Here is a 22,253-nt window from a genome sequence, read left to right as displayed (position 1 = left end):
GGCGGAGCCCGTCACACCGGTTCGAGGAACCCCTGCTCCACCAGCAACCGGATCTGCGCGGGCGTACGGTCGCGCAGTCCGACCGGGTCCTCGCCCATCAGCTGGGCGATCGCGTCCAGGATGCGCCCGGCGCTCAGCGAGCCGTCGCACACGCCGGCGAAGCCCGCGCCGACCGTGTCCACCTTGGTGGCCCGGCGCATCCCGCGGTGCTGGCGCAGCACCACGTGCTCCGGGTCCTCGGCGCCGGGCAGCCCGACCTGCTCCTGGACGACCTCGGGCACGAGCCTGAAGTGGGCCTCCAGCAGGGCCGCGTCGTCGTTGACCCGCAGGTAGTCGAGGCGCTCGAAGTGCGCGCGGACGGTGTCCCCGAGCGGCTGCTCGACCGGGTGCGGCCACTCCTCGACGGTGATCGAGGGCACGGCGGAGCCCGTCCTGCGCAGGGTGATCCAGCCGAAGCCGACCGCCTTCACCTTGCGCGCCTCGAACTCGTCCAGCCAGGCGTCGTAGCGCGCCTGGTACTCGGCCGGGTCGCCCCGGTGGTCACCGGCGTCCCTGAGCCACAGCTCGGCGTACTGCGTGACGTCCTGGACCTCGCGCTGCACGATCCACGCGTCGCAGCCGCGCGGCACCCACGACCTGAGCCTGTCCTGCCAGTCCTCCCCCGCCACGTGCTGCCAGTTGGCGAGGAACTGCGCGAACCCGCCCTCGTTCAGCAGCTCCCCCGCCCCCTGAACGACCGAGCGGCACAGATCGTCCCCGCCCATCCCGCCGTCCCGGTACGTCAGCCGCGCACCCGGCGAGATCACGAAGGGCGGGTTCGACACGATCAGGTCGTACGTCTCGCCCTGCTTGACGGGCTCGAACAGCGAGCCCTCCCGCAGGTCGGCCGCCGGGGCGCCGGACAGCGCCAGCGTGAGCGCGGTGATGTGCAGCGCGCGGGGGTTGAGATCGGTCGCGCACACGCGTGTGGCGTGCTGCGCGGCGTGCAGGGCCTGGATGCCGGACCCGGTCCCGAGGTCGAGGGCGGACGAGACGGCCGTACGCACCGTGATGGCCGCCAGGGTCGTGGAGGCACCGCCGACCCCGAGGACGACCCCCTCGTCGCGGCTGCCGATGCCACCGGCGCCGCCGACGGCACAGCCCAGGTCGGACACGATGAACCAGTCCTCGCCGTCGGGCCCGCCGTACGGCCGTACGTCCACCGTCGCGGCCACCTCGTCGGCCCCGGCGCGCACCAGCCAGCCGCTCTCCAGGCACGCGTCGAGGGGCAGTACGTCCGCCACGCGCGCGTGGGGCACCGGTCGCTGGAGCAGGAACAGCCGTACGAGCACTTCCAGCGGGGTGTCCCCGCGGGTCGCCCGGAGCGCGGGCACGGTCTCGCTGCGGGCGAGCGCCGCGTACGCGGGCGCGCCGAGCAGTTCGAGCAGTCCGTCGGCGGTGAAGGACGCGCCGAGCAGGGCGTCCCGCAGCGCGGCGGTGACGTCGGGACGGCCGGAGCCGGGGGCGGTGGGCGGCGTGGGCAGGCTGGAGGTACTCACGCCCCCATTGTGGCCCGCGCCCGCCCCCGCGGAACGCCGTGCGTACGACTCCCGGTCAGCTGTTGGTCGCCGGGGCCGACGCCGAGGTGGACGCCTGCTTGCAGCCCGTCTGCTCGGCCAGCGCCTGCTTGGTGTCGCCCGACTCCAGCTCCTTCAGCGCGGCGAGCGCGCCCTGGCGCTGGGTCTCCACCTTCTTCATCTGGGCCGAGACGTCCTTCAGACCGGACGCGAACTTCGCCTGGTCCTTGGTGTTGAGCCCGTCGACCTGCGTCTTCATGTCGGCGTAGGCGCCGGACAGGGCCGTGAGCTGGGTGACGGCGGCCTGGAGCTTCTTCGCGCCGTCGTCGACACCGGGAGGCGCGCCGGCCTGGCTGATGACCGTGGCGCGCGCCTTGTAGCCGTCGGACAGGTCCTGGAAGGCCTGGGAGTCGGCCTTCTGGAGCTCCGTCGGCGTGCTGGTGGTGTCCTCGGCCGCCTTGGTGATCGCGTCGTAGGCCGCCGTGATCTTCTTGTTCTGAGCCGGCACCTGATCGCAGACCTTCTTGGCCCAGGCGTCGAGCTCCTTGTTGTCCTCGCTGCCACTGCATCCCGTCAGTGCCAGTACCAGTACCGCACCGCCGGACAGCGCGGCCGCGAGCTTCTTGTTCACCGGATCGGTCCCTTCCATGGCTCTCGGCCCACGGACCCTACACGGCACAGGCATCGCAGCCTCACAGCAAATGCCGTCAATGGCACCTTTTGCGGTTGTTCGCACCAAGCGAGAGAAGGCTCACGGCGCAGGGAGCGCGCAAGAGCGCACACAAGGGGCGGGCGTACGGCGCCGAACACGCGCCGTCCGCCCGCCCCTTGGGCCGGCACTGGTCGGAGGGCCTACGAAACCACCGCGGGGTCCGCCGACTTGGCCGTCTTCTTCTCGTTGTCCTCGTCGCCCACGGCGATTCCGCGCCGCTTGGAGACGAAGACCGCGCCGGCGATCACGAGGAACGCGAGGACGGCGATGAAGATCCGCACCCCGATGCTCTTGTCGTCGCCGTAGCTGAACTTGATCACCGCCGGTGCGATCAACAGCGCCACCAGGTTCATGACCTTCAGCAGCGGGTTGATCGCGGGGCCCGCGGTGTCCTTGAAGGGGTCGCCGACGGTGTCGCCGATCACCGTCGCCGCATGGGCCTCGCTGCCCTTGCCACCGTGATGACCGTCCTCGACGAGCTTCTTGGCGTTGTCCCAGGCGCCGCCGGAGTTGGCCAGGAAGACCGCCATCAGGGTGCCCGCGCCGATCGCGCCCGCCAGGAACGAGCCGAGCGCGCCGACGCCGAGCGTGAACCCGATGAAGATCGGCGCCATCACGGCGAGCAGCCCTGGCGTGGTGAGCTCGCGCAGGGCGTCCCGGGTGCAGATGTCGACGACCTTGCCGTACTCCGGCTCCTCGCTGTAGTCCATGATCCCGGGATGCTGGCGGAACTGCCGCCGCACCTCGTAGACCACGGACCCCGCCGACCGCGACACCGCGTTGATCGCCAGCCCCGAGAAGAGGAAGACGACCGCCGCGCCCGCGATCAGACCGACGAGGTTGTTGGGCTGCGAGATGTCCATCATCAGGCTCATCGGCGCGCCGTCCCCGCTGAGCTTCTCGCCGACGTCCTGCGCGCCGGTCGTGATCGCGTCACGGTACGACCCGAAGAGCGCCGAGGCCGCGAGGACCGCGGTGGCGATGGCGATGCCCTTGGTGATGGCCTTGGTGGTGTTGCCGACGGCGTCCAGGTTGGTGAGCACCTGCGCGCCCGCGCCCTCGACGTCACCGGACATCTCGGCGATGCCCTGCGCGTTGTCGGAGACCGGCCCGAAGGTGTCCATGGCGACGATCACACCGACCGTGGTGAGCAGGCCGGTGCCGGCCAGCGCCACCGCGAACAGCGCCAGCATGATCGACGTACCGCCGAGCAGGAAGGCGCCGTAGACACCGAGACCGATCAGCAGGGCGGTGTAGACGGCCGACTCCAGGCCGATGGAGATACCGGCGAGGACGACGGTGGCGGGCCCCGTGAGCGAGGTCTTGCCGATGTCCTGGACCGGGCGGCGGGTGGTCTCGGTGAAGTAGCCGGTCAGCTGCTGGATGACGGCGGCGAGCAGGATGCCGATGGCTACGGCGACCAGGGCGAGGATCCTCGGATCGCCGTCCTTGCCCGCGATCGCCGCGTCGGTGATGCCGTCGAGGTCGGCGTACGTGCCGGGGAGGTAGACGAAGACCGCGATCGCCACCAGCACGAGCGAGATCACCGCGGAGATGAAGAACCCGCGGTTGATCGCGGACATGCCGCTGCGGTCGGAGCGGCGCGGGGCGACCGCGAAGATGCCGATCATCGCGGTGAGCACGCCGATCGCCGGGACGAGCAGCGGGAAGGCCAGTCCGGAGTCGCCGAAGGCCGCCTTGCCGAGGATCAGCGCGGCGACCAGGGTCACGGCGTACGACTCGAAGAGGTCGGCCGCCATGCCCGCGCAGTCGCCGACGTTGTCGCCCACGTTGTCGGCGATGGTCGCGGCATTGCGCGGATCGTCCTCCGGAATGCCCTGCTCGACCTTGCCGACCAGGTCGGCGCCGACGTCGGCGGCCTTGGTGAAGATGCCGCCGCCGACCCTCATGAACATCGCGATGAGCGCCGCGCCGAGACCGAAGCCCTCCAGGACCTTCGGCGCGTCGGCCGCGTACACCAGCACCACGCAGGAGGCGCCCAGCAGACCGAGCCCCACCGTGAACATGCCGACGACGCCGCCCGTACGGAAAGCGATCTTCATGGCTTTGTGGGAGACGGCGGTGAGATCCTTTTCCGGTTCACCTTCCGCCGGAGTGGCCTCTCGCGCCGCCGCTGCCACACGCACATTGCTGCGCACGGCGAGCCACATGCCGATATAGCCGGTGGCAGCCGAGAACGCCGCGCCGATCAAGAAGAACACCGATCGGCCTGCGCGTTGATTCCAGTCGTCCGCGGGCAGCAGCATGAGCAGGAAGAACACGACGACGGCGAATACGCCGAGGGTGCGCAACTGGCGTGCCAGATAGGCGTTCGCGCCTTCCTGGACCGCGGCCGCGATCTTTTTCATGCTGTCGGTGCCCTCGCCGGCCGCGAGCACCTGGCGCACCAGGACTCCGGCCACCACGAGCGCCGCCAGGGCGACGACCGCGATGATCGCGATCAGCACCCGGTTGCCGTCGGTGAGCACCGCGGCCGCGAGGGTTGTGGGGTGGTCAAACTGATCAGGGGTAGAAAGCCCCGCCATTCGTCCTCCTTGACGCTTGGGCTGAGCTCAAGATGTGGACGGATTGTAGGTACCCCGTCCTGATCAAAACAGGGCGCGGTAAACGGAATTGGCCTTTACAGAACCTGAAAGCAGTAATGCCCCCGGGGCATTCATGACCGAAATCTAGATCGTGAACCAATTCACGAAATACATCGCACCAGACCACTGTAGGCACAGAAAGCCCACGCCGACATGCGGAAGGGCCCTACCGATCGGTAGGGCCCTTCCGCATGTCGAACAGATTGAGCAATCAGGGAAGCACTGCGGCCGGCGGCGTGGTCGGCCAGGTCATACGGATCTGTCCGCCGTGCTCCCCTGCGGTGACCTCGACGTCGTCGACGAGGCCGCTGATGACCGCGAGGCCCATCTCGTCCTCCTCGGTCTCCACGTCGGGGTCCGCACCCAGCGCGCCCGGAGCCCGGTCGCCCGGGGCCGAACGCGGCGCCTCGTCGCCGACCTCGATGGAGAACTGCTTCTCCTCCTCGATCAGCAGCACCTTGACCGGCGCGGTGATGCCGCCGCTCTGGTGCAGTCCGACGGCACGGGTGCAGGCCTCGCCGACAGCGAGTCTGACCTCGTCCAGGACGGCCTCGTCCACCCCGGCCCTGCGCGCCACCGCTGCCGCCACCAGTCGGGCGGTCCTGACGTGCTCGGGCAGCGCGCTGAAACGGAGTTCAACGGTGGCCATGCGTCCCCCTCGGAACTACGGGCGTGCTGTCGAGGGACCGGGCCGCCGAAAGCCCGGACCCCCTCCTTGTACTTCTTGTCGACGTCCTTCTGCCGCCCCGGGACGGGCCCGGGAAACGGGTCAGTCGGTCGCCGCCACCGCTTCCTCGACCGAGGTGTGGATCGGGAACACCTTGGTGAGGCCGGTGATACGGAAGATCTTGAGAATGCGCTCCTGGTTGCAGACCAGGCGCAGCGAGCCCTCATGGGCACGCACCCGCTTCAGGCCGCCGACCAGCACGCCGAGACCGGTGGAGTCGAGGAAGTCCACGCCCTCCATGTCGACGACAAGGTGGAAACTGCCGTCGTTCACCAGCTCGACCAGCTGCTCGCGCAGCTTGGGCGCGGTATATACGTCGATTTCGCCACCGACCCTGACGATCGTGCGATCGCCGACGGTCTCGGTCGACAGGGACAGGTCCACGGATCCTCCAGCACCTTGCTATCGAGCGGTCGCCCCTCGGGACACCTCGGCAGAGCCCCCGGGACGGTTCGCCAGCCGCGATGGCATTCAATCACTTACCGGCAGGCGTGCACGACGCCTTGGTCCCATTGTCCGTCACGCCAGTGACACACTCGGTGCCGATGGCCAAGAATCTCCGATCCGATCGACCCTCGGCGGACCCGGGGTCCCGCCCCACGCCGAGCACGGTCCTGGACCGGCTCGCCGCCGGGCCGAGCCGGGCTGCGCGCATCACTCATACGGAGCACTTGCCCCCGCGCGAGGGCCGCCATGCCGTCTGGCCTGACCGGATTCGCCCGGAGGTCGTGGCGGCCGTCCAGGCGTACGGCATCGAACATCCCTGGGCCCACCAGGCACAGGCCGCCGAGCACGCGCTGGACGGCGAGTCGGTCGTCGTCGCCACCGGCACCGCCTCCGGCAAGTCCCTGGCCTACCTCGTGCCGGTCCTCTCGACGCTCCTGGACGGCTCCGAGGCCCCCAACGGCCGTGGCGCCACCGCCCTCTACCTCTCGCCCACGAAGGCGCTCGCGGCCGACCAGTGCCGCTCGGTGAAGGAATTTTCACAACCGCTGGCCAATTCCGTGCGCCCCGCGGTCTACGACGGCGACACGCCGTTCGAGGAACGCGAGTGGGTCCGCCAGTACGCCAACTACGTGCTGACCAACCCGGACATGCTGCACCGCGGGATACTCCCGTCCCACGCCCGCTGGTCCTCCTTCCTCAAGGCCCTCAAGTACGTCGTCATCGACGAGTGCCACACCTACCGGGGTGTCTTCGGCTCCCACGTCGCCCAGGTCCTGCGCCGCCTGCGCCGCCTCTGCGCCCGCTACGGCGCCTCCCCCGTCTTCCTGCTGGCCTCCGCGACCGCCGCCGAGCCCTCGGTGGCCGCCCGCCGCCTCACCGGCCTCCCGGTGGTCGAGGTCGCCGACGACGCCTCCCCGCGCGGCGAACTGGTCTTCGCCCTCTGGGAGCCGCCCCTGACGGAGATGCAGGGCGAGAAGGGCGCCCCGGTCCGCCGCACGGCCACCGCCGAGACCGCCGACCTCCTCACCGACCTCGCCGTGCAGGGCGTGCGCTCGGTCGCCTTCGTCCGCTCCCGGCGCGGCGCCGAACTCATCTCCGTGATCGCCCAGGAGCGCCTCGCCGAGGTCGACCGCTCCCTGTCCCGCCGCGTGGCCGCCTATCGCGGCGGCTACCTCCCCGAGGAACGCCGGGCCCTGGAACAGGCCCTCCACTCCGGCGAGCTGCTGGGCCTCGCCGCCACGACCGCCCTGGAACTCGGCATCGACGTCTCCGGGCTCGACGCCGTCCTGATCTCCGGCTACCCCGGCACCCGCGCGTCCCTGTGGCAGCAGGCGGGCCGCGCAGGCCGCTCCGGACAAGGGGCACTGGCCGTCCTGGTGGCCCGCGACGACCCCCTGGACACCTTCCTCGTCCACCACCCCGAGGCCCTCTTCGACCAGCCGGTGGAGTCCACGGTCCTCGACCCCGACAACCCGTACGTCCTCGCCCCGCACCTGTGCGCGGCGGCGGCGGAACTGCCGTTGACGGACGAGGACATGGACCTGTTCGGCCCGGCGTGCACGGACCTGCTGCCGCAGCTGGAGGCCGCGAAGCTCCTGCGCCGCCGCACCAAGGCCTGGCACTGGACCCGCCGGGAACGGGCCGCCGACCTCACCGACATCCGCGGCGGGGGCGGCAACCCGGTCCAGATCGTCGAGGACGGCACGGGCCGCCTCCTCGGCACGGTCGACGCGGGCGCCGCCCACACCACGGTCCACGAGGGCGCGGTCCATCTCCACCAGGGCCGCACCTATCTGGTCCGCTCCCTGGACCTGGAGGACTCGGTGGCCCTGGTCCAGGAGGCGAACCCGTCGTACTCGACGGTCGCCCGCGACACGACGTCCATCGCCGTCCTGGAGACGGACGTCGAAGTCCCCTGGGGCGAGGGCAGGTTGTGCTACGGCTCCGTCGAGGTCACCAACCAGGTGGTCTCCTTCCTCCGCAGACGCCTGATCACCGGTGAAGTGCTGGGCGAGACGAAACTCGACCTCCCTCCGCGTACGTTGCGCACCCGCGCGGTGTGGTGGACGGTCACCGAGGACCAGCTGGACGAGGCCCGCATCAACCCCGAGATCCTCGGCGGCGCCCTGCACGCCGCCGAGCACGCCTCGATCGGCCTCCTCCCCCTCTTCGCGACCTGCGACCGCTGGGACATCGGCGGGGTCTCCGTCCCCCTCCACCCCGACACCCTCCTGCCCACGGTCTTCGTCTACGACGGCCACCCGGGCGGCGCCGGCTTCGCGGAGCGCGCCTTCCACACGGCCCGCGCCTGGCTCACGGCCACCCGCGAAGCCATCGCCGCCTGCGAGTGCGACGCCGGCTGCCCGTCCTGCATCCAGTCCCCCAAGTGCGGCAACGGGAACGACCCGTTGCACAAGCGGGGGGCGGTGCGGTTGCTCACGGTGTTGCTGCGGGGAGCGGCGGAGGGACGGCTCGGCGGGAACGCGGAGGAACGGCTGGACGGGGACGCGGAGAGACGGCTGGACGGGGACACGGAGGAACGGCTGCCGGAGGCGGAGGTGCCGGGGCTCAAGGAGCGGTTGGGTCCCCAGGAGGCGGCAGAGCCGGGAACCCAGCGGCGGCCGGATCCCGGGACCCCGGACCCCAGGCCCCCGGAAGCCGGTTTCCCGAAAGCTAGTCTCCCGGAAACCGGTCTCCCGGAGCCGCCGTCGCAGACCCGCCGGAGGCCGGCGGCAGCGGAGCCTGCGGCGGAACCGGCTCCGCAGGTCCCGCCCGTGCCCTGATCTCCGCCGAGAACGGCCCCCGTCCCGACGCCGCCGTCACGTCCGAGATCTCGCCGACCATCGCGCACCGCACCAACCGCGTGCCCTGCGCCCGCGCGATCCCCTCCGCCCGGGCACAGGCCACCGCCGGACCGTCGGCCCAGTGGTCCGCCGCCGCGAGCGCCGCGAGATCCGCACCCCCGGCCGCACGATGCCGTACGACCACGGCCTGCCCGAGCGCGAGTACGACCCCGAAGACCACGCACAGCACCGCGATGGCACCCACGCTCCAGACGGTGGCGGAACCTCGATCGGAACGGGCCTCGGCGACACGCGCGTCGGTGAAGCGGGCGACGGAGAGGCGAGCGCTGCGGAGACTGGAGCGAAGGCAAAGGCGAAGGCGGAGACGGGGGCGGAGGCAGGGGCAGGGGCGGGCATTACGGAAGCGGACGCCCCCAACCCACCTCACCCTCCTCCCTCCACCGTCTCCTCCACCAGCGCCACGGCCTCCTCCCGCACCTCGAACGGCAGGGCGCCCAACGCCGGCGGCTTCGCCACGACCACCACCCGCACCCGATCGCCCTCGCGCGCGACCGTCACCTCCGCGTCGCGCGGTGCCGTGTCCCGGGCCACCCGGACGACCGCGTCGGCCGGGTCCTGGCGGGCCGCCGCCCGGGCGCCCGTCCTGGCCGCGTCCACGCACTGGATCTGCGCGGCCACCACGAGCAGCCCCCAGACCAGCGCCATCGCGAACAACACCAGCACGGGCAGCACCATGGCCGACTCCGCCGTCACGAACCCCTCGTCCGCCGCCGCCCGTTCACGCCTTCGCATCGAGCGCCCGCTTCACGATGGCCTGGAGTTCCGCACTGACGGCCCCGCTCGTCACCACGTTGTAGAGCACCACCGCGAACGCCACTGCCGCGACAATCCCCATCGCATATTCGGACGTCACCATTCCGGCGTCCTCGCGCGCCGACCGCGCCCTGTCCATCGCTCCGCACACCAGGGCACGCACCCGCGCCCGTACCGTCTTGTACATCTCAACCCCCGTGAGGTTCGGTCCTGTTGGTCAAACGTCTGCTGGCTCGTCCGGTGGATCACCGGTCCCCGTCCGTCATCGCCCACCTCCTCCCAGCACTCCGCCCGCGAGCCCGATCACGATCGGCAGCACACCGACGGCGATGAAGGCGGGCAGGAAACACAGCCCGACCGGCGCGGTGACCAGCACGGCGGCCCGCCGGGCCCGTTCCGTCGCGGCGCGTCCCCAGTCGGCGCGGGCGTCCGCCGCGAGTCCGGCGACGGGCCCGGCCGCGGGCAGTCCGGACACACCGGCCCGTTCCAGCAGCCTCGCCAACGCTCCGGCGCCCGGTGTCGAGGCGAGCCGTCGCCAGGCCTCCCCCGGTTCACCGCCGAGCCGCACCTCCGCCGCCCCACGCGCCAGCCCCTCTCCCACCGGCCCGCCCAACGCCTCCCCGACGGCCTGAGCCGCGATCACCGGACCGGCACCGGCCGCGATACAGGCGGCCAGCAGATCGGCGGCGAGCGGAAGTTGCCGGGCCGCCTCACGTGCGTCGGCCTCCCGCACCCCCGCACCGGCCGTCTGCCGAAGCCGCCACTTCCACAGCCCCGCCGCGACGACCAGCCCGACCAGCACACCGACGACCCCGCCGACCAGCACCCACCCGGCACACCCGACGCCGGCCAACGGCAGCCACCGCCGCACGACATCCCGTACCTCGGCCCGCGGACGGTCGTCGGTCGCCTCCACCACGGCCAGCAACTCCCCGAGCCGTCGCCGCAGTCTTCGCTCCCGCCGCACCGCCACGGCCCATCGGGCGAACCAGGCGACGACCAGCGCCGTCCCCACGACCACCCCCAGCCTGTGGACAACTTCCGCGCTCACGCCGCCTCAGCTCCCCGTACGATCCGCATCGCCCACCACATCCCGACGCCCTCCAGCAGACCGCCGACCAGCAGACAACCCAGCCCGGCCCCGGTGTGCAGCAGAACGTGCAGAGGATCGGCACCGAGGGCCGCCCCAAGTCCCAACCCCAGTACGGGCAACGCGGCGAGCATCCAAGCCGTGGACCGCGCCCCCGCCAACTGAGCCCTCAGATCGGCCCGTTGATCCCGCTCGGCCCGCAACGCCCCTTCGAGCCGCCCCAGCCCGGCCGCGAGCCCCGCCCCCTGGTCCACGGCCACCCGCCAACACGCGGCAAGCCCCGACAACCCCTCGGCCCCCGGCCGCCGGGCCGCCACGGCGAGCGCCCCCGGAACATCCCCACCGAACCGAGCCGCCGCCAGCACAGCGGCCTGAGCGTCCCCGAGCCCTCCGAACTCCGGCCCCCGGAAACCGGGCCCACCATCTCCGGCGACTCCGCCGCCACCGGCCTTCGCCCCTCCAGAACCCGGCCCACCCGAGTCCACCCCTCCGGCCTCCGCCACCTCGAACTCCCGCACCGCCAGGACCAACGCCTCCCCCGGCTGCCGCCCCGCCCGCACCTCCCCCGCGACCGTCGAGCACAACGCGATCACCGCATCGCCCCGCCGCTCCCGCACCCGACGCGCCTCCCGCGCCAGCCGCACCCTCCTCAGTAACGGCACCCCGACCGCCCCCGCGACGACCGGCAGCACCGAGGCCCCCAGTACGGCGAGCACCAGCCCGGCTACGGCGGCCCACCACTCGAACCCCAACCGCCCGCGCACCCGCCGCACTTCCTCCCCCAGCCGCCGCCACGGCGGAGACCCGGCATCCCCCACCACCGCACCGCCCGCACACACCAACCGCGTCCGCCGCGCCCCGACCCGCCGCCCGGCCAACAGCCACACAGCCACCCCGACACACACCACAGCCGCACCCATCGATCCCATCGATCCCACAGATCCCATCGATCCCACTGGTCCCACCGCCATCTCCTCCATCCCGATCACCACGCCCCCTCACCCCCGAGCAACCCCCGCAACCGCTCCCACCCCCGCTCGTACACGAACGCCTCCGCGCCCCACCGCAACGCCGGCACCGTCCGCACCAGCCCCGAGGAGTCCCGCTCCAGCACCCGCACCTCGGCGATCCGGCGCCGCCCGGTCCGGTCGCGCACGAGATGCAGTACGACCGACAGCGCGGCCGCCAACTGGCTGTGCAGCGCGGCCCGGTCCAGCCCCGCGGCCGTCCCCAGCGCCTCCAGCCGGGCCGGTACGTCGGCGGCGGCGTTCGCGTGCACGGTCCCGCAGCCGCCCTCGTGGCCGGTGTTCAACGCGGCGAGCAGATGAATCAATGTCTAATACGCACCTATACTCACGACCATGAGTCAGACGCCGAAGCGAGCCGCCGTGTACTGCCGTCTGTCGTACGCACCCGACGGGTCCGTCGAGAAGGTGGAGCGCCAGGAGGCGGACTGTCGGGAACTGGCGGCACGGCTCGGCTGGGAGATCTCCGAATCCCACGTCTTCGTGGACAACTCGCGCTCGGCGTGGCAGCGCAAGCGGAAGCGTCCGGGTTGGGACAGCCTCCTGAAGGCGGTCGAGGCGGACGACATCGACGGGATCGTCGTGTATCACGGCGACCGGATGATCCGGCAGCCTTTCGACCTCGAACGCATGATCAGCTTGGCCGAGGGCAAGGGCCTGAGGATCTCGTCACCGTCGGGAACTCGCGACCTCGACAGCGCGGATGACCGGTTCATCCTGCGGATCGAGGCAGCGCAGGCGTGCAGGGCGTCCGATGACACGTCACGTCGTGTCAGCCGCGGAGTCAAAGGGCGGGTGGAGAAGGGGCTGCCACCGACCGCCGGAGGGAAGCGTCCGTACGGGTGGGGCGTGCAGATCGGCTCGAAGGTGAAGGTCGACCCCGAGACGGGCAAGGAAAAGCGGGTTCCCGTCTTCGACATGACGCTGCCTGTGGCCGAGGAGATTCGCTTCACTCAGCGAGCTATCGAGCGGCAGCTGGCTGGGATGAACCATGGCGCCGTCGTGCGGTGGCTGAACGAATCGGGGTCGCGTACGACTGAAGGAAATCCGTGGACGACGAAGTCGTGGCGGAACGTGGTCCTGAGGCCTCGTGTGGCTGGCCTCATCGAGCACGGAGGGAAGCTGCACAAGGCGGCCTGGGACGGAGCGGTGTCCGTCGAGGTCTGGGCGGCCATTAAGGCGTTGTACGCCGCCAGTGCCGCTGAGTCTCCCTACTGCGGCCGTGAGCGCGTCCACCTCCTCACCGGAGTTGCGGAGTGCTTCCAGTGCCACCCCGCGCCGCGGGGAGGTAAGTGCGGCTCCCCGAAGTGCAAGGGCCCGCACCAGGCTGTCCGGTCGAAGCCCTCGGGCGGGCGCAACCGGAAGACTTCGCGAATCTACTACTGCCCGTCGTGCCGGGGCGTGGGCCGCAACATGGCACTCCTGGACGCGTACATCGACGGCCGTGTCCTGCGGCTGTTGTCGAGCGAGGACTTCCTACGCGAGTTGCGGAAGGCGATGGCTCCGGAGGGCGGAGATGCGTCTTCGCTGCTGACGGAGATCACCGCTCTCGAGAAGCGGCGAGAGCAGGAAAAAGCCCGGCTCGAATCTCTGGCCGATCATCCAGACGTCGACGGCTCACTGGTGGTACTGGCGATCGCGTCGTTCGACCGGAAGATCGTGGCGCTGCGTGCCCGCCTGGCGGTGCCGGCGAAGTTGAATCGGCTGACGAAGCTGGTGGGCATCGGGCGCGAGGACTGGCTGGCGAGGCCTATCGACGTGCGGTCAGCGGTCGTGAAGGACTTGTTCCGCGTGGTCATCTTGCCTACCGAGCTGCGCGGGCCTGGCTTCGATACGTCGAGTGTGCGCTTGGAGCGGCGCCCCCTGTAGGCGGGTGGTCCGGCTGCCGTGCAGGGCGCGGGATTGAGCCAGGGACCAGTCGCAAAGAGGAACGTTTCTCCTCGACAGTTTCAGCCTCGTCATGCTCGGCTCTGACCGCCTCTGTCGCGGCACTGATCGCGGTGAGTAGCCGTCCTCGATGCTCTGGCTCAGGCTCCCCCAAAGCGACCGACAATGCGGTTTCTATGACGTCGAGGCGGTCGCCAAGCCGTCTCAGGCTCTCCATGTACCTCTCCCCCTGAATCGCTTACTAGGCGATTTCACACAGTCACCGATTGTGCCATTGGCACGTGTGAGCGTCTACGAGGTTGGCCTGAAACAAACCTCGCAGTCCGTTTGGCGGTGTGCGGCCGCGTGGCCAAATTTCAAGATCACAAAAAGCGGACTATATTCCGCTGACTCATGGTCAATCAGGCCAGAGCGTTTGTCGAGTGCCTCGTGACCTGCCCGGAGACGACGACTGGATCACCGCTCGCCATCAAGAAGTGGGGCGGCGCTTCCAGGTCGAGCGCCTGCGGCAGAACCTCACCCAGGAAGACGTCTTCCTCGCGGCGGGCCTCGATCGGCGCACCTTACAGACCGTCGAATCGGGTAACGGCAACCCAACTCTGGGCACGCTGCTGAAACTGGCGCACGTGCTCGGCATCGACCTCGGCGAGCTCGTGCACGGACTCACCAGCGTCAGCCGCGACGGCCTGCCCCCAGACGGCGACGGGTCGCCTTCATGAGGGCGGGCGCGATGCAAGCGCTGTGGATGTGGCGGATTGGATCAACGCGGCCACCCGACGGACTGATGTACGACGCCACCCGCTGGAAGCACTCGCCGGGTTCGATGCTGTTCTCGCAGTGACAGCAGGTCACGCGTCCGGCTCCGCGCCGAGCCGACGTGCAGCCGCGGCGAGCAGCCTGGCGACGGCGAGCGGCTCGCACAGCATCGCAGCAGAGGGCATCGGCACGGCCCAGTACGACGCCTGTGTCCGGGTGTCCAGCACCTCGGCGTCCACCCTCGGCACGCCCAGAAAGGCGTCGCTCCCGAGGATTTCCACGCCGTAGTCCCGCCACTCCTGCGCGGCCGGACCGTACCTTCTGGGCATGCTCGCCGGCACAAGGGCGTAGAAGCGGTGCCCGAGCGGATCATGGATGACTGGATTGTCGTCGAGGGCGGCCGCGAGGAACTCGTCGACCATCAGCGGATTATCGGTGCGGGCGACCGCATGCACTACACGCTCAGGCAGCCGGACGGCAGCAAAGAGGGTCCCGAGCGGCAGCAACGCCCACTCCTGCTCCTGCCACTCCATACGCGCCCGGTCCCGGCCCGGACCTGGAAGGGTCGACAACAGCCAGTGCTCGACGGCCAAACGCCGTTCAGCGCTGGTCACTACGGGCACTTCGGGTCCGGTCTCGACGAGGCTGAGGCGCGGTGTCTGGTCGCTGTCCATCAGCCCTCCACATTTGGTGATCTGTCTCACACCGGGACCGTAGGGCGCGGTACAACTGAGGTAGGCACGCAAAGTGCGTGCCTTGTTCCGGGGGCATGTGTGGACACTTCAGGCATCGGCCGCCGCATCGCGTACTGGCGCGACCGGCGCGCCTTCACCCAGACCGAGTTCGGCCGGCTCATGGGCCAGACGAAACGCTGGGTACAGGACGTCGAGGGCGGGAAGCGCCAGCAGGATCCGCGCCTCTCCGTCTTGATGCGCGCGGCCGACGTCCTGCGCGTCCCCCTGGAGCAACTGTTGACCGACGACCCGCCCGCACCACCCGCGGGCAGTGCCCCGCCCGCCTATGCCCTCGGCGTTATCGACGCCCTGTACTCGCCTGCCTCCGACGCTGAGCCGCTCCCGCCAGCGGCCCTGGCTCGACAGCTCAACTACTGCTGCGAGGCATTCCAGGCCTGCCACTACGCCACCCTCGCCCGCGAGTTGCCCGCGTTGGTCACCGGGGCAGGCCAGGCTGCGCACGCGGCGTCTGTGGGCCACCAGTCCGATGCGCAGGCGCTGCTGTCGCGGGTGTACCAGCTCGTCACGTCGTACCTGCATAAGTACGGGGAGGCAACGGCTATCCAGGCCGCCCTCGCCGCGGACCGGGCACTCGCGGCCGCGGAGCGATCCGGCGATCCAGTCCAGATCGGGGCCGCTGCACGACGGGTGGCGAAGAGCCTCGTCTACCAGAACCGGCCAGCGGCGGCCGTCGAGTTCGCGACGGCGGCCGCGCGCCGTTTGTCCGCCGACCTTGCCGAGCGCGGGCCGCTCGGGCTGTCCACCCTGGGCATGCTCTACCTGTCCGCGACGATCGCCGCGTCGTCCGAGGAGCGAACGGCCGCGCGAGTGCAGGCGGCCCGTGGGTACGTCGATGAGGCATCCGACGTCGCCGACCGCCAGGGGGCGGATCTCAACGAGGACTGGACGATGTTCGGGCCCACCAATGTCGGGTTGCACCGGGTCGACATGCTCGTCCGGTTCGAGGACGGTTGGTCGGCCCTCGATGCCGCCAACGATCTCGACACAGAGGCGCTCTCCAAAATGACCCGAGAGCGGCAGGCCGGCCATCGAGTCACCATGGCACGCGCTTCGCTCTTGACACGGCACAAGGACGAGGCCACGAAGTCCCTCCTCAAGGCAGAGGAGTTGGCGCCCGAGGAGGTCAGAGGACGCCCGGACACGGTGCGCCTGGTCCAGGACATCGTCGGCGCAGTCCCCAACCCAGGGGGCGAGTTGCGTGCTCTGGCCAAGCGCTGTGGACTGCGCACATGACTCCTGTGCTCTACCTCATCGCCTGTGCCGCAGGACCCACCCAGCACATCGACGACGGCGTGCGTACCGCCCAGGCCGACGGCTGGGACGTGTGCCTCATCCTCACCCCGGCCGCGGCCACCTGGTGGGAGCCGCGCATGCAGGAGCTGGTGGAGCTCACCGGGCACCCGGTGCGTTCGCGGTACAAACTCCCCTGGGAATCTGACCAGTTGCCGAAGGCGGCCGCGATGCTGGTCGCGCCAATGTCGTGCACGACCCTGAACAAGTGGGGCGCAGGAATCTCGGACACTGTGGCGATCGGCATCCCTTCCGAGGCCGCCAACATGGGTGTGCCGGTCGTGGCGATGCCGTACTTCAATCAGGCCCAGGGCGCACAGCCCGCTGTCGCCCGGTCCGTCGCCGCGCTGCGGCAGCAGGGTGTCCTCGTACTCGACGGGCCCGACGGGTACCAGTCGCATCCGCCGAAGCAGGGGAACCCGAAGGCGTACCCGTGGGACAGGGCTCTGGCTGGCGTCCGGCGCCTGGTCGAGGCATGACGAAAGGCCCCCTGTACGGCCCGGTGTGGGGCCGTACAGGGGGCGCTCTCATGTCTCGGTGTCGGGGTCGGTGGTGAGGCTGGCGGTGCGGGCGTCGACGCGGTCGACAGCGTCCCGGAGCGTCGAGCCGCTGTTGGGCTGGAGCTCGTGCCCCACCTGATTGATGCGCTCCTCGATCCGGTCGAGGCGGACCATGACGCCGGGTCGCTCGGGGACGCCCGGGCGCGCGGGCACGCCGGCCCAGTCGTCGGCGAAGTCGTCGATCCGGGTGACGATCCGGCGCACTCCTCGGGCCAGGCGCCAGACCAGGGCGATCAGTCCGGCGAGAGCGACGGCCGCGACGCTCCAGATGACCGCGGCGTCGACGATGGGGACGCCGGTGCTCTCGGCCAGCAGGCGCGCCGGCGCGGTCATCTGCGGTCCCGGTCGGAGCCGAGGACGCGTTGCATGGCGGCCAGGCCCTCGGCCGTCCCGGCGGCCGCCGGCTTGTACTCCGGCGGCCGCGCCCAGCCCAGGAGCGCCCCCGCAGCGAGCTGAAGGGGCCGCCACCGCAGGCGCTCGCCCACCCACTCCAGGCCGCGGAACACGCCGTAGTAGGCGGCGCCCAGGCCGAGGGACACGGCCCCGGCCGCGGTCGTGCTGTCGACGGGGATGCCGAGCCAGCCGGTACCGGTGAGGACCAGGGCGACGCCGTACGGCACGAGGGTGCGCATGTAGCTCGCGAACAAGTTCGTCATGTCAGGCCACCACCTTGAATCCGGCCTTCAGGCCGAGCCGCTTGAGGGAGTCGAGGCCGGGGATGCCGTCGGCGTCGTCGCCGCGATAGCCGCCACCGACTGCGGACTCCTGCCACTTCCGGTACGCCTTCACGGTGACGCTGCCGTAGTGGCCGTCCAGGTACGTCTTGGCGAGCAGGCCGAGGTCGACCAGCGCGGCCTCGACGATCCGCACGCCGGCGTACGACACCGGCGTGCCCGACTTCGCGGGGTCGCTCTCGGCGGCGGCGATCAGCCGCGACAGGCTGACGGTCGGGGTCGACGGCGCCGGCGACGTCGACGGAGGCGCCGAGCTCCCGAGCCGCTTCGCGATCCTGGCCCGCATCGCCTTCCAGTCGACGCCCTTGGGGTCGATCTTCCCGGGCTGCCAGTCGAGATGGCGGATCACCGAGGCGGACGTCCACCCGTGGTGCCGGCAGATCGCCGCGGCGACGCGCTCCATGGCGAGCAGCTGCTCGGCGGGCCAGGGGTCCTCGCCGTCGCCGAGGTTCTCGCACTCGAAGCCGTAGAAGACCCGGTTGCCGTCGGTGTTGGCCTCGTCGTCGACGGGCAGGGCCTGCTCGGCGATGACCGCCCGCAGCACGTCGTCGTCGCCCAGGCCGGCGTGGTTGGCGCGGCCGTACCCGACCAGGTGCACCTGGCCGTCCTTGGCGATCACGCCGTGGCACAGCGGCCCGGGCAGATCCGTGTACCCGTCGCGGCAGATCCGCACGGTGGCCGTGGTGCCCTTGGTGACGGTGTGATGGAGCATCACCCCGTGCACCGGGCCCCACGGCCCCTTGGCGTTGCGGTTGTGGGTGCGCCAGGCGCCGACCTCGACGACGGTGACGCCCTCGGCTTTCAGCGCGGCCAGGAAGGTGGTCGCGGTCATCGGGTCGGCCATCAGGAGGCCTCCACAGTGATGTCGAACATGGGTGCCTCCAGGGCATGAGTAAAGCCCCGGCCTGGGTGGCGCGGGGCGTGTGGTGACAGCGGCTGGGTTCTGCGGTCAGGTGATCTCCGTGTTCCGCAGGTCCGTGCGGGAGGCGACGGTTCCGCCGATGCCCTCCAGGCTCTCCAGATAGGTCCGCACGACGGCCACCACTGAGTTCAGGTCGGTCCCCGCCGGTCCGTTGTCGTCGCCGCCTCCGTAGATCACGAATGCGACCGTCTGCATATCGCCGTAGCTGGCGTTGACCTGGGTGTACGGGTAGGGGACGTCTGCCATGTGGTGCTCCTCAGGTGATGGCGGTCGCGCTGGGGAAGTCGGCCGCGATGCCGATGTCCTCGACCTGGACGTACGCCACGTGAGTGGCTGATGCGGCGACGAGGACGCTGGCGGCGCTGCCGCTGCTGCGCTGGAAGGTGCCGACCAGGGCCGTCGCGGTCACGTCGGCGCCCGTGGTGTTGACGCAGATGTTCGAGACGTAGATGAGGGTGTTGCTGCTCGTGACCTGGATGCCCTGGTGGAACGTGTCCAGGTAGACGGAGCCGGAGGCGTTCGTCTTGCGCACCCGCAGGGTCGCCTTGTCGGCGCTGTTTCCCTGGATCAGTGCCTTCAGGGTCATCCGGTAGGCGCGGCCGGCGCGGAAGGTGACGGCGCCCGTGGTCACCCACACCGTCTCGGCGGTCGCGCTGGACGTGTTGGCGGTGATCGCCTGGTAGGCGATGGTCCGCGGGTGCGCGTCGTTGATGCGGTCCGCGGTTGCCCGCATGCCGGCCAGGATCGGCGTGGTCAATGCGGCCTCCTACAGCTGGAAGTAGACGGGGGCGAACAGGGCGATGGGCTGCCCGCTGGCGTGGGTCTTCCGCACGCCGTTGACGGCCCGGGTCACCGTGAAGGTCTGGGTGGCCGTGGTGCCCGTGCAGGCGGTCACCCGCATGACCTCGCCACCGGTGATGACGTCGAAGGGGAAGTCGCCGGCGTAGGTGGCCGAGTCGATCCACCGGGCCAGCCCCGTGGTCAGCACGTCCACGCCGGTCTCGGTCTCGTCGAGGGCCTCGTTCAGCTGGCATCCGCCCGTGTCGAGGCGGTCCCGCCGGGCGACCTCGATGAGGAGGCCGTTCCAGGGTTCTGCGGGCACGCAGATGAAATTGATCTTCCACGAGGTGGGGCCGGCCTCCTCCTGGTAGCCCACGACCAGCGAGTCGACGGCGTCCGCTCCCTGCTCCTGGGGGAGGTTCGTCAGCCGGATCAGGTCGCCGACGTCGGTGCGCAGGATGTCGTCGAGCAGCTGGGCCACGCGCTCGTTGGCCAGGTCGAGGGTGATCCGGGTGTAGCGGATGCCGTCGAAGGTTCCCAGGTGCAGCAGCATGTACGCCGTGTGGGCGGTCTGCTCGTCCGCGTACAGGCTGTAGGTGTAGGCGACGTCGTACAAGCCGACGCCGTCGGGAAAGTCCTGTACCGAGAGCCGGCCGTCTTCCAGGACCTGACGTGAGAATGAACCGCCATCCCTTGTGACGGTGACGTCGTTCTCGGTCAGCAGATCATCGTCACGGTATTTGTAGTCCGACAGCAGACCGGCCGAGAAGTCCAGCGTCAGTGCCGGGTGCTGATTCCACAGGGTGCTGTGGCTCCGGTACATGATCTCCAGGCGGTCACGACAACCAAGTACGTATCCGAAATCCGTCTTGGCTGCGTCACTCATCAGTGCAAGGGTTTTGCCCCTTGTTTGAATTCCCATCCTTTCCTGAGACGCTATTTGGCCGCTGACTGTGGCCGTGATGCCCTTTCCTGACCCAAGCCGTTCGACACGGCTTCCTGCGCGCTCGCCCTGGAACCCCAGGTAGGCGTTGTACGTTGCGGCCGCAGACGGACCTGTCCCGTCCCAGTAGGTGATGAATCCCCACCCCATGTCGGCAGTGTTGATTCCGCCGCCGGAGACGAGGGCCCAGTTCACCGAGACGTCGCGCACGGCCTTGGCCACTATTGCGGACATGGTTCCGGACAGCACAGAGACGCCATCCAGGTAGATGGCATATGTCGTGTTGGTGGTTCCGGGATCCAGGCTGACGCGGATGTGGTGCGGCTGGTTGTCGTTGAAGATTCCAGTCGGGCTCACGCTGCCCAGTGAGGTGGAAGACGACGAGGTTTCTCCGAGAAGCGCACGGAAGACCGTGATTTCGTCGATGGATCCGTCCATGAGGATCTGGATTCGGATCTTGTTGTCCGCGTCGGTGCCCGCGCCTCGGTCGTTTATTTCGAGGACGCCGTTGGCACCCTCGCCGCCGCCGGACAGGAAGAAGTCGACTGACCAGGCACTGTCGGCAGCGGTGCTTACGGGGACAACCCCCTGCAACCGGCCGGCAGTCTCCGCCTGAAACGCGGCGACCGGCTCGATCCAGGGGGCAAGGGTCGTGCCCTGCCATTCAGGAACCGCTGTTCCGATGTCCATCCGGTAGGTCATGCGAGCACCGGAAAGAAGAGAAGCACCCCCCGCGTAGTCCGTTCGGACTCCGTCTGTCAGAGGCCAGCACTCGATCGGGTTGTTGTTCCGGATGAAACTCAGCAGAGAGGACTCGCTGGGCTTGTTGCCGGAGTCCATCCGGCGCGTGACGTCGGTCGGAGCCACGGTGACGCTGGTGTCGTTGCCCGAGCGGTCCCGGGTGGACGGCCATTCAGGCACCTCGCCGGACATGCGGACGTGCTGGTTCGACAGCGAGACGCCCGTACCCGTCACGGTCCACACCAGGCCGTTGGACGTGAACGACGTGACGCCCGGGGAGGCGTCCTGCGTCGTCATCCGCATGGCTGTGCTGCCGCCGATGGACGTCATCAGCTTCATGGCGTAGCCCTTGCCGGTGAGGCAGGGCAGGACCAGGCCGGAGACGTCGCCGAACTCGATCTGCGAGCTGGCGGCGAAGACCGCGGTGGTGGCTCCGCCCGTGATCGCGTCACCGAGCTGTGTCCATTCGTGCTCCTGGTCGTCCACGGTGCGCCCCGTGAAGAACTTCAGCGTGTAGCCGGAGGCCCCGTTGTCGACGTCGAGGGTGACCCGGATGGCGATGCGCTGGCCGTTGTACGCATTCACCGGGTCGGTGGAGAACCGGGTGATGATGGTCGAGGAGCCCGTGGCGGACCAGGCGAGCGCGAGCTGTCCTGAGCCTCCCAGGTAGATGCCCCAGCTCCGGTTGTCGCCGGAGGCCGTGAACCGGGATGCCAGCCCCTGATGCTCCTCCCAGGACTCCAGGGCGATGTCGAGGCGGACGTCCAGGTCGGTCACGTTGAAGGCCGTCTGGGTGGGGGTCGTGAGCACGCTGGTGCCGGTGCCGTCCGACTGCACCCACGGAGATCCCTCGCGGTACCCCCAGCGCAGGGGCGTGTTGCGGCCGATCTTGTCGTACAGCTCGCTGCGGGGGTTGCGCGGGGCGTACCGGCGGCTCCGGTCGTCCAGCACGAGCGAGGACGACGTAGGGGGCACCGAGCTGCTGGACTCGGACGTCTGCCCCCGGGTCACGGTGACGGCAGCGGTCTGCCGTACGTCCGGGGTGATGTCGTTCCAGGAGCCGTCGAAGAACAGCTCGGCCCACAGGCTCGGGGGCAGTGCCATG

21 protein-coding genes and 2 pseudogenes are annotated in these 22,253 nt (G+C 70.0%); 5 read left to right on the top strand and 18 right to left on the bottom strand.

What is annotated here, in order from left to right; genetic code table 11:
- Positions 1-11: 11 nt before the first annotated feature.
- The 5 genes from G3I78_RS16530 to bldG all read right to left on the bottom strand — a co-directional run bounded on the left by G3I78_RS16530 (position 12) and on the right by bldG (position 5,985).
- Entirely contained in the window at positions 12-1,538 is a 1,527-nt protein-coding gene (locus tag G3I78_RS16530; protein WP_343243773.1) for a methyltransferase, read from the bottom strand.
- Positions 1,539-1,593: 55 nt separating this feature from the next.
- Positions 1,594-2,205 carry a small secreted protein gene (locus G3I78_RS16525; protein ID WP_164425017.1) on the bottom strand — a complete coding sequence of 204 codons (612 nt, stop codon included), beginning with the start codon at positions 2,203-2,205 and terminating at the stop codon, positions 1,594-1,596.
- Between the two features lie 203 nt (positions 2,206-2,408).
- Complete coding sequence (locus tag G3I78_RS16520; RefSeq protein WP_164425015.1) at positions 2,409-4,814, bottom strand: sodium-translocating pyrophosphatase; 2,406 nt, start codon at positions 4,812-4,814, stop codon at positions 2,409-2,411.
- 271 nt (positions 4,815-5,085) lie between these two features.
- Positions 5,086-5,523: an ATP-binding protein gene (locus tag G3I78_RS16515; RefSeq protein ID WP_164425013.1), complete on the bottom strand. Its 438-nt coding sequence runs from the start codon at positions 5,521-5,523 to the stop codon at positions 5,086-5,088.
- Between the two features lie 120 nt (positions 5,524-5,643).
- Positions 5,644-5,985, bottom strand: a complete 342-nt coding sequence (gene bldG, locus G3I78_RS16510; protein WP_006132569.1) for an anti-sigma factor antagonist BldG — start codon at positions 5,983-5,985, stop codon at positions 5,644-5,646.
- 80 nt (positions 5,986-6,065) lie between these two features.
- Here bldG and G3I78_RS16505 point away from each other — a divergent pair, with 80 nt between their 5' ends.
- Positions 6,066-8,831, top strand: coding sequence for a DEAD/DEAH box helicase (locus G3I78_RS16505; protein WP_239157840.1), 2,766 nt, complete (start codon positions 6,066-6,068; stop codon positions 8,829-8,831).
- On the opposite strand, the pseudogene G3I78_RS51200 reads toward G3I78_RS16505, so the two are convergent.
- From G3I78_RS51200 to G3I78_RS16475, 6 genes and pseudogenes are all read right to left on the bottom strand, one after another.
- Positions 8,722-9,126 (bottom strand): annotated as a pseudogene (locus tag G3I78_RS51200) (Rv3654c family TadE-like protein); the annotation flags it as partial. The gene G3I78_RS16505 and the pseudogene G3I78_RS51200 sit on opposite strands and share 110 nt — an antisense overlap.
- Before the next feature lie 149 nt (positions 9,127-9,275).
- Positions 9,276-9,644, bottom strand: coding sequence for a TadE family type IV pilus minor pilin (locus tag G3I78_RS16495; protein WP_164425009.1), 369 nt, complete (start codon positions 9,642-9,644; stop codon positions 9,276-9,278).
- Positions 9,631-9,852, bottom strand: a complete 222-nt coding sequence (locus G3I78_RS16490; protein WP_164425007.1) for a DUF4244 domain-containing protein — start codon at positions 9,850-9,852, stop codon at positions 9,631-9,633. The genes G3I78_RS16495 and G3I78_RS16490 overlap by 14 nt, the downstream gene beginning before the upstream one ends.
- 75 nt (positions 9,853-9,927) lie before the next feature.
- Positions 9,928-10,716 carry a type II secretion system F family protein gene (locus tag G3I78_RS16485; RefSeq protein ID WP_164425005.1) on the bottom strand — a complete coding sequence of 263 codons (789 nt, stop codon included), beginning with the start codon at positions 10,714-10,716 and terminating at the stop codon, positions 9,928-9,930.
- The gene (locus G3I78_RS16480; protein WP_164425003.1) at positions 10,713-11,702 is read right to left on the bottom strand and encodes a type II secretion system F family protein; all 990 of its coding nucleotides are present in this window, start codon (positions 11,700-11,702) and stop codon (positions 10,713-10,715) included. Before G3I78_RS16480 ends, G3I78_RS16485 begins: the two co-directional genes overlap by 4 nt.
- A 38-nt stretch (positions 11,703-11,740) precedes the next feature.
- A pseudogene (locus G3I78_RS16475) lies at positions 11,741-12,088 on the bottom strand (ATPase, T2SS/T4P/T4SS family); the annotation flags it as partial.
- A gap of 28 nt (positions 12,089-12,116) precedes the next feature.
- Between G3I78_RS16475 and G3I78_RS16470 the strand changes: the two are divergent.
- Positions 12,117-13,649: a recombinase family protein gene (locus G3I78_RS16470; RefSeq protein ID WP_164425001.1), complete on the top strand. Its 1,533-nt coding sequence runs from the start codon at positions 12,117-12,119 to the stop codon at positions 13,647-13,649.
- Between the two features lie 440 nt (positions 13,650-14,089).
- Complete coding sequence (locus G3I78_RS51985) at positions 14,090-14,386, top strand: helix-turn-helix transcriptional regulator (RefSeq protein WP_164424999.1); 297 nt, start codon at positions 14,090-14,092, stop codon at positions 14,384-14,386.
- Positions 14,387-14,515: 129 nt separating this feature from the next.
- Here G3I78_RS51985 and G3I78_RS16460 read toward each other — a convergent pair whose 3' ends face one another.
- A complete protein-coding gene (locus G3I78_RS16460) occupies positions 14,516-15,097 on the bottom strand; it encodes a hypothetical protein (protein WP_164424997.1) in 582 nt (193 codons plus the stop codon).
- A 99-nt stretch (positions 15,098-15,196) separates the two neighbouring features.
- Here G3I78_RS16460 and G3I78_RS16455 point away from each other — a divergent pair, with 99 nt between their 5' ends.
- Positions 15,197-16,411 (top strand): helix-turn-helix transcriptional regulator, encoded by a 1,215-nt coding sequence (locus G3I78_RS16455; protein WP_164424995.1) that lies wholly within the window; start codon positions 15,197-15,199, stop codon positions 16,409-16,411.
- Complete coding sequence (locus tag G3I78_RS16450) at positions 16,408-16,947, top strand: flavoprotein (RefSeq protein WP_164424993.1); 540 nt, start codon at positions 16,408-16,410, stop codon at positions 16,945-16,947. The genes G3I78_RS16455 and G3I78_RS16450 overlap by 4 nt, the downstream gene beginning before the upstream one ends.
- Positions 16,948-16,995: 48 nt before the next feature.
- On the opposite strand, the gene G3I78_RS16445 is transcribed toward G3I78_RS16450, so the two are convergent.
- From G3I78_RS16445 to G3I78_RS16420, 6 genes are all read right to left on the bottom strand, one after another.
- A complete protein-coding gene (locus G3I78_RS16445; RefSeq protein ID WP_164424991.1) occupies positions 16,996-17,361 on the bottom strand; it encodes a hypothetical protein in 366 nt (121 codons plus the stop codon).
- Positions 17,358-17,684 (bottom strand): hypothetical protein, encoded by a 327-nt coding sequence (locus G3I78_RS16440; protein WP_164424989.1) that lies wholly within the window; start codon positions 17,682-17,684, stop codon positions 17,358-17,360. Before G3I78_RS16440 ends, G3I78_RS16445 begins: the two co-directional genes overlap by 4 nt.
- A gap of 1 nt (position 17,685) precedes the next feature.
- Positions 17,686-18,606 (bottom strand): N-acetylmuramoyl-L-alanine amidase, encoded by a 921-nt coding sequence (locus tag G3I78_RS16435; RefSeq protein WP_203615007.1) that lies wholly within the window; start codon positions 18,604-18,606, stop codon positions 17,686-17,688.
- Positions 18,607-18,711: 105 nt separating this feature from the next.
- On the bottom strand, positions 18,712-18,930 hold the full coding sequence (locus G3I78_RS16430) for a hypothetical protein (RefSeq protein ID WP_164424987.1): 219 nt from the start codon (positions 18,928-18,930) through the stop codon (positions 18,712-18,714).
- A gap of 10 nt (positions 18,931-18,940) precedes the next feature.
- Positions 18,941-19,441, bottom strand: coding sequence for a hypothetical protein (locus tag G3I78_RS16425; protein WP_164424985.1), 501 nt, complete (start codon positions 19,439-19,441; stop codon positions 18,941-18,943).
- A gap of 9 nt (positions 19,442-19,450) precedes the next feature.
- Positions 19,451-22,252: a hypothetical protein gene (locus tag G3I78_RS16420; RefSeq protein ID WP_164424983.1), complete on the bottom strand. Its 2,802-nt coding sequence runs from the start codon at positions 22,250-22,252 to the stop codon at positions 19,451-19,453.
- Position 22,253: the final 1 nt, after the last annotated feature.

Origin of the sequence: Streptomyces sp. SID13726 (genome assembly GCF_010548375.1) — a bacterium.
Lineage (GTDB): Bacteria > Actinomycetota > Actinomycetes > Streptomycetales > Streptomycetaceae > Streptomyces.
The sequence above is the reverse complement of the archived record's forward strand: the minus strand, read 5'-3'. Positions and strand labels throughout refer to the sequence as shown.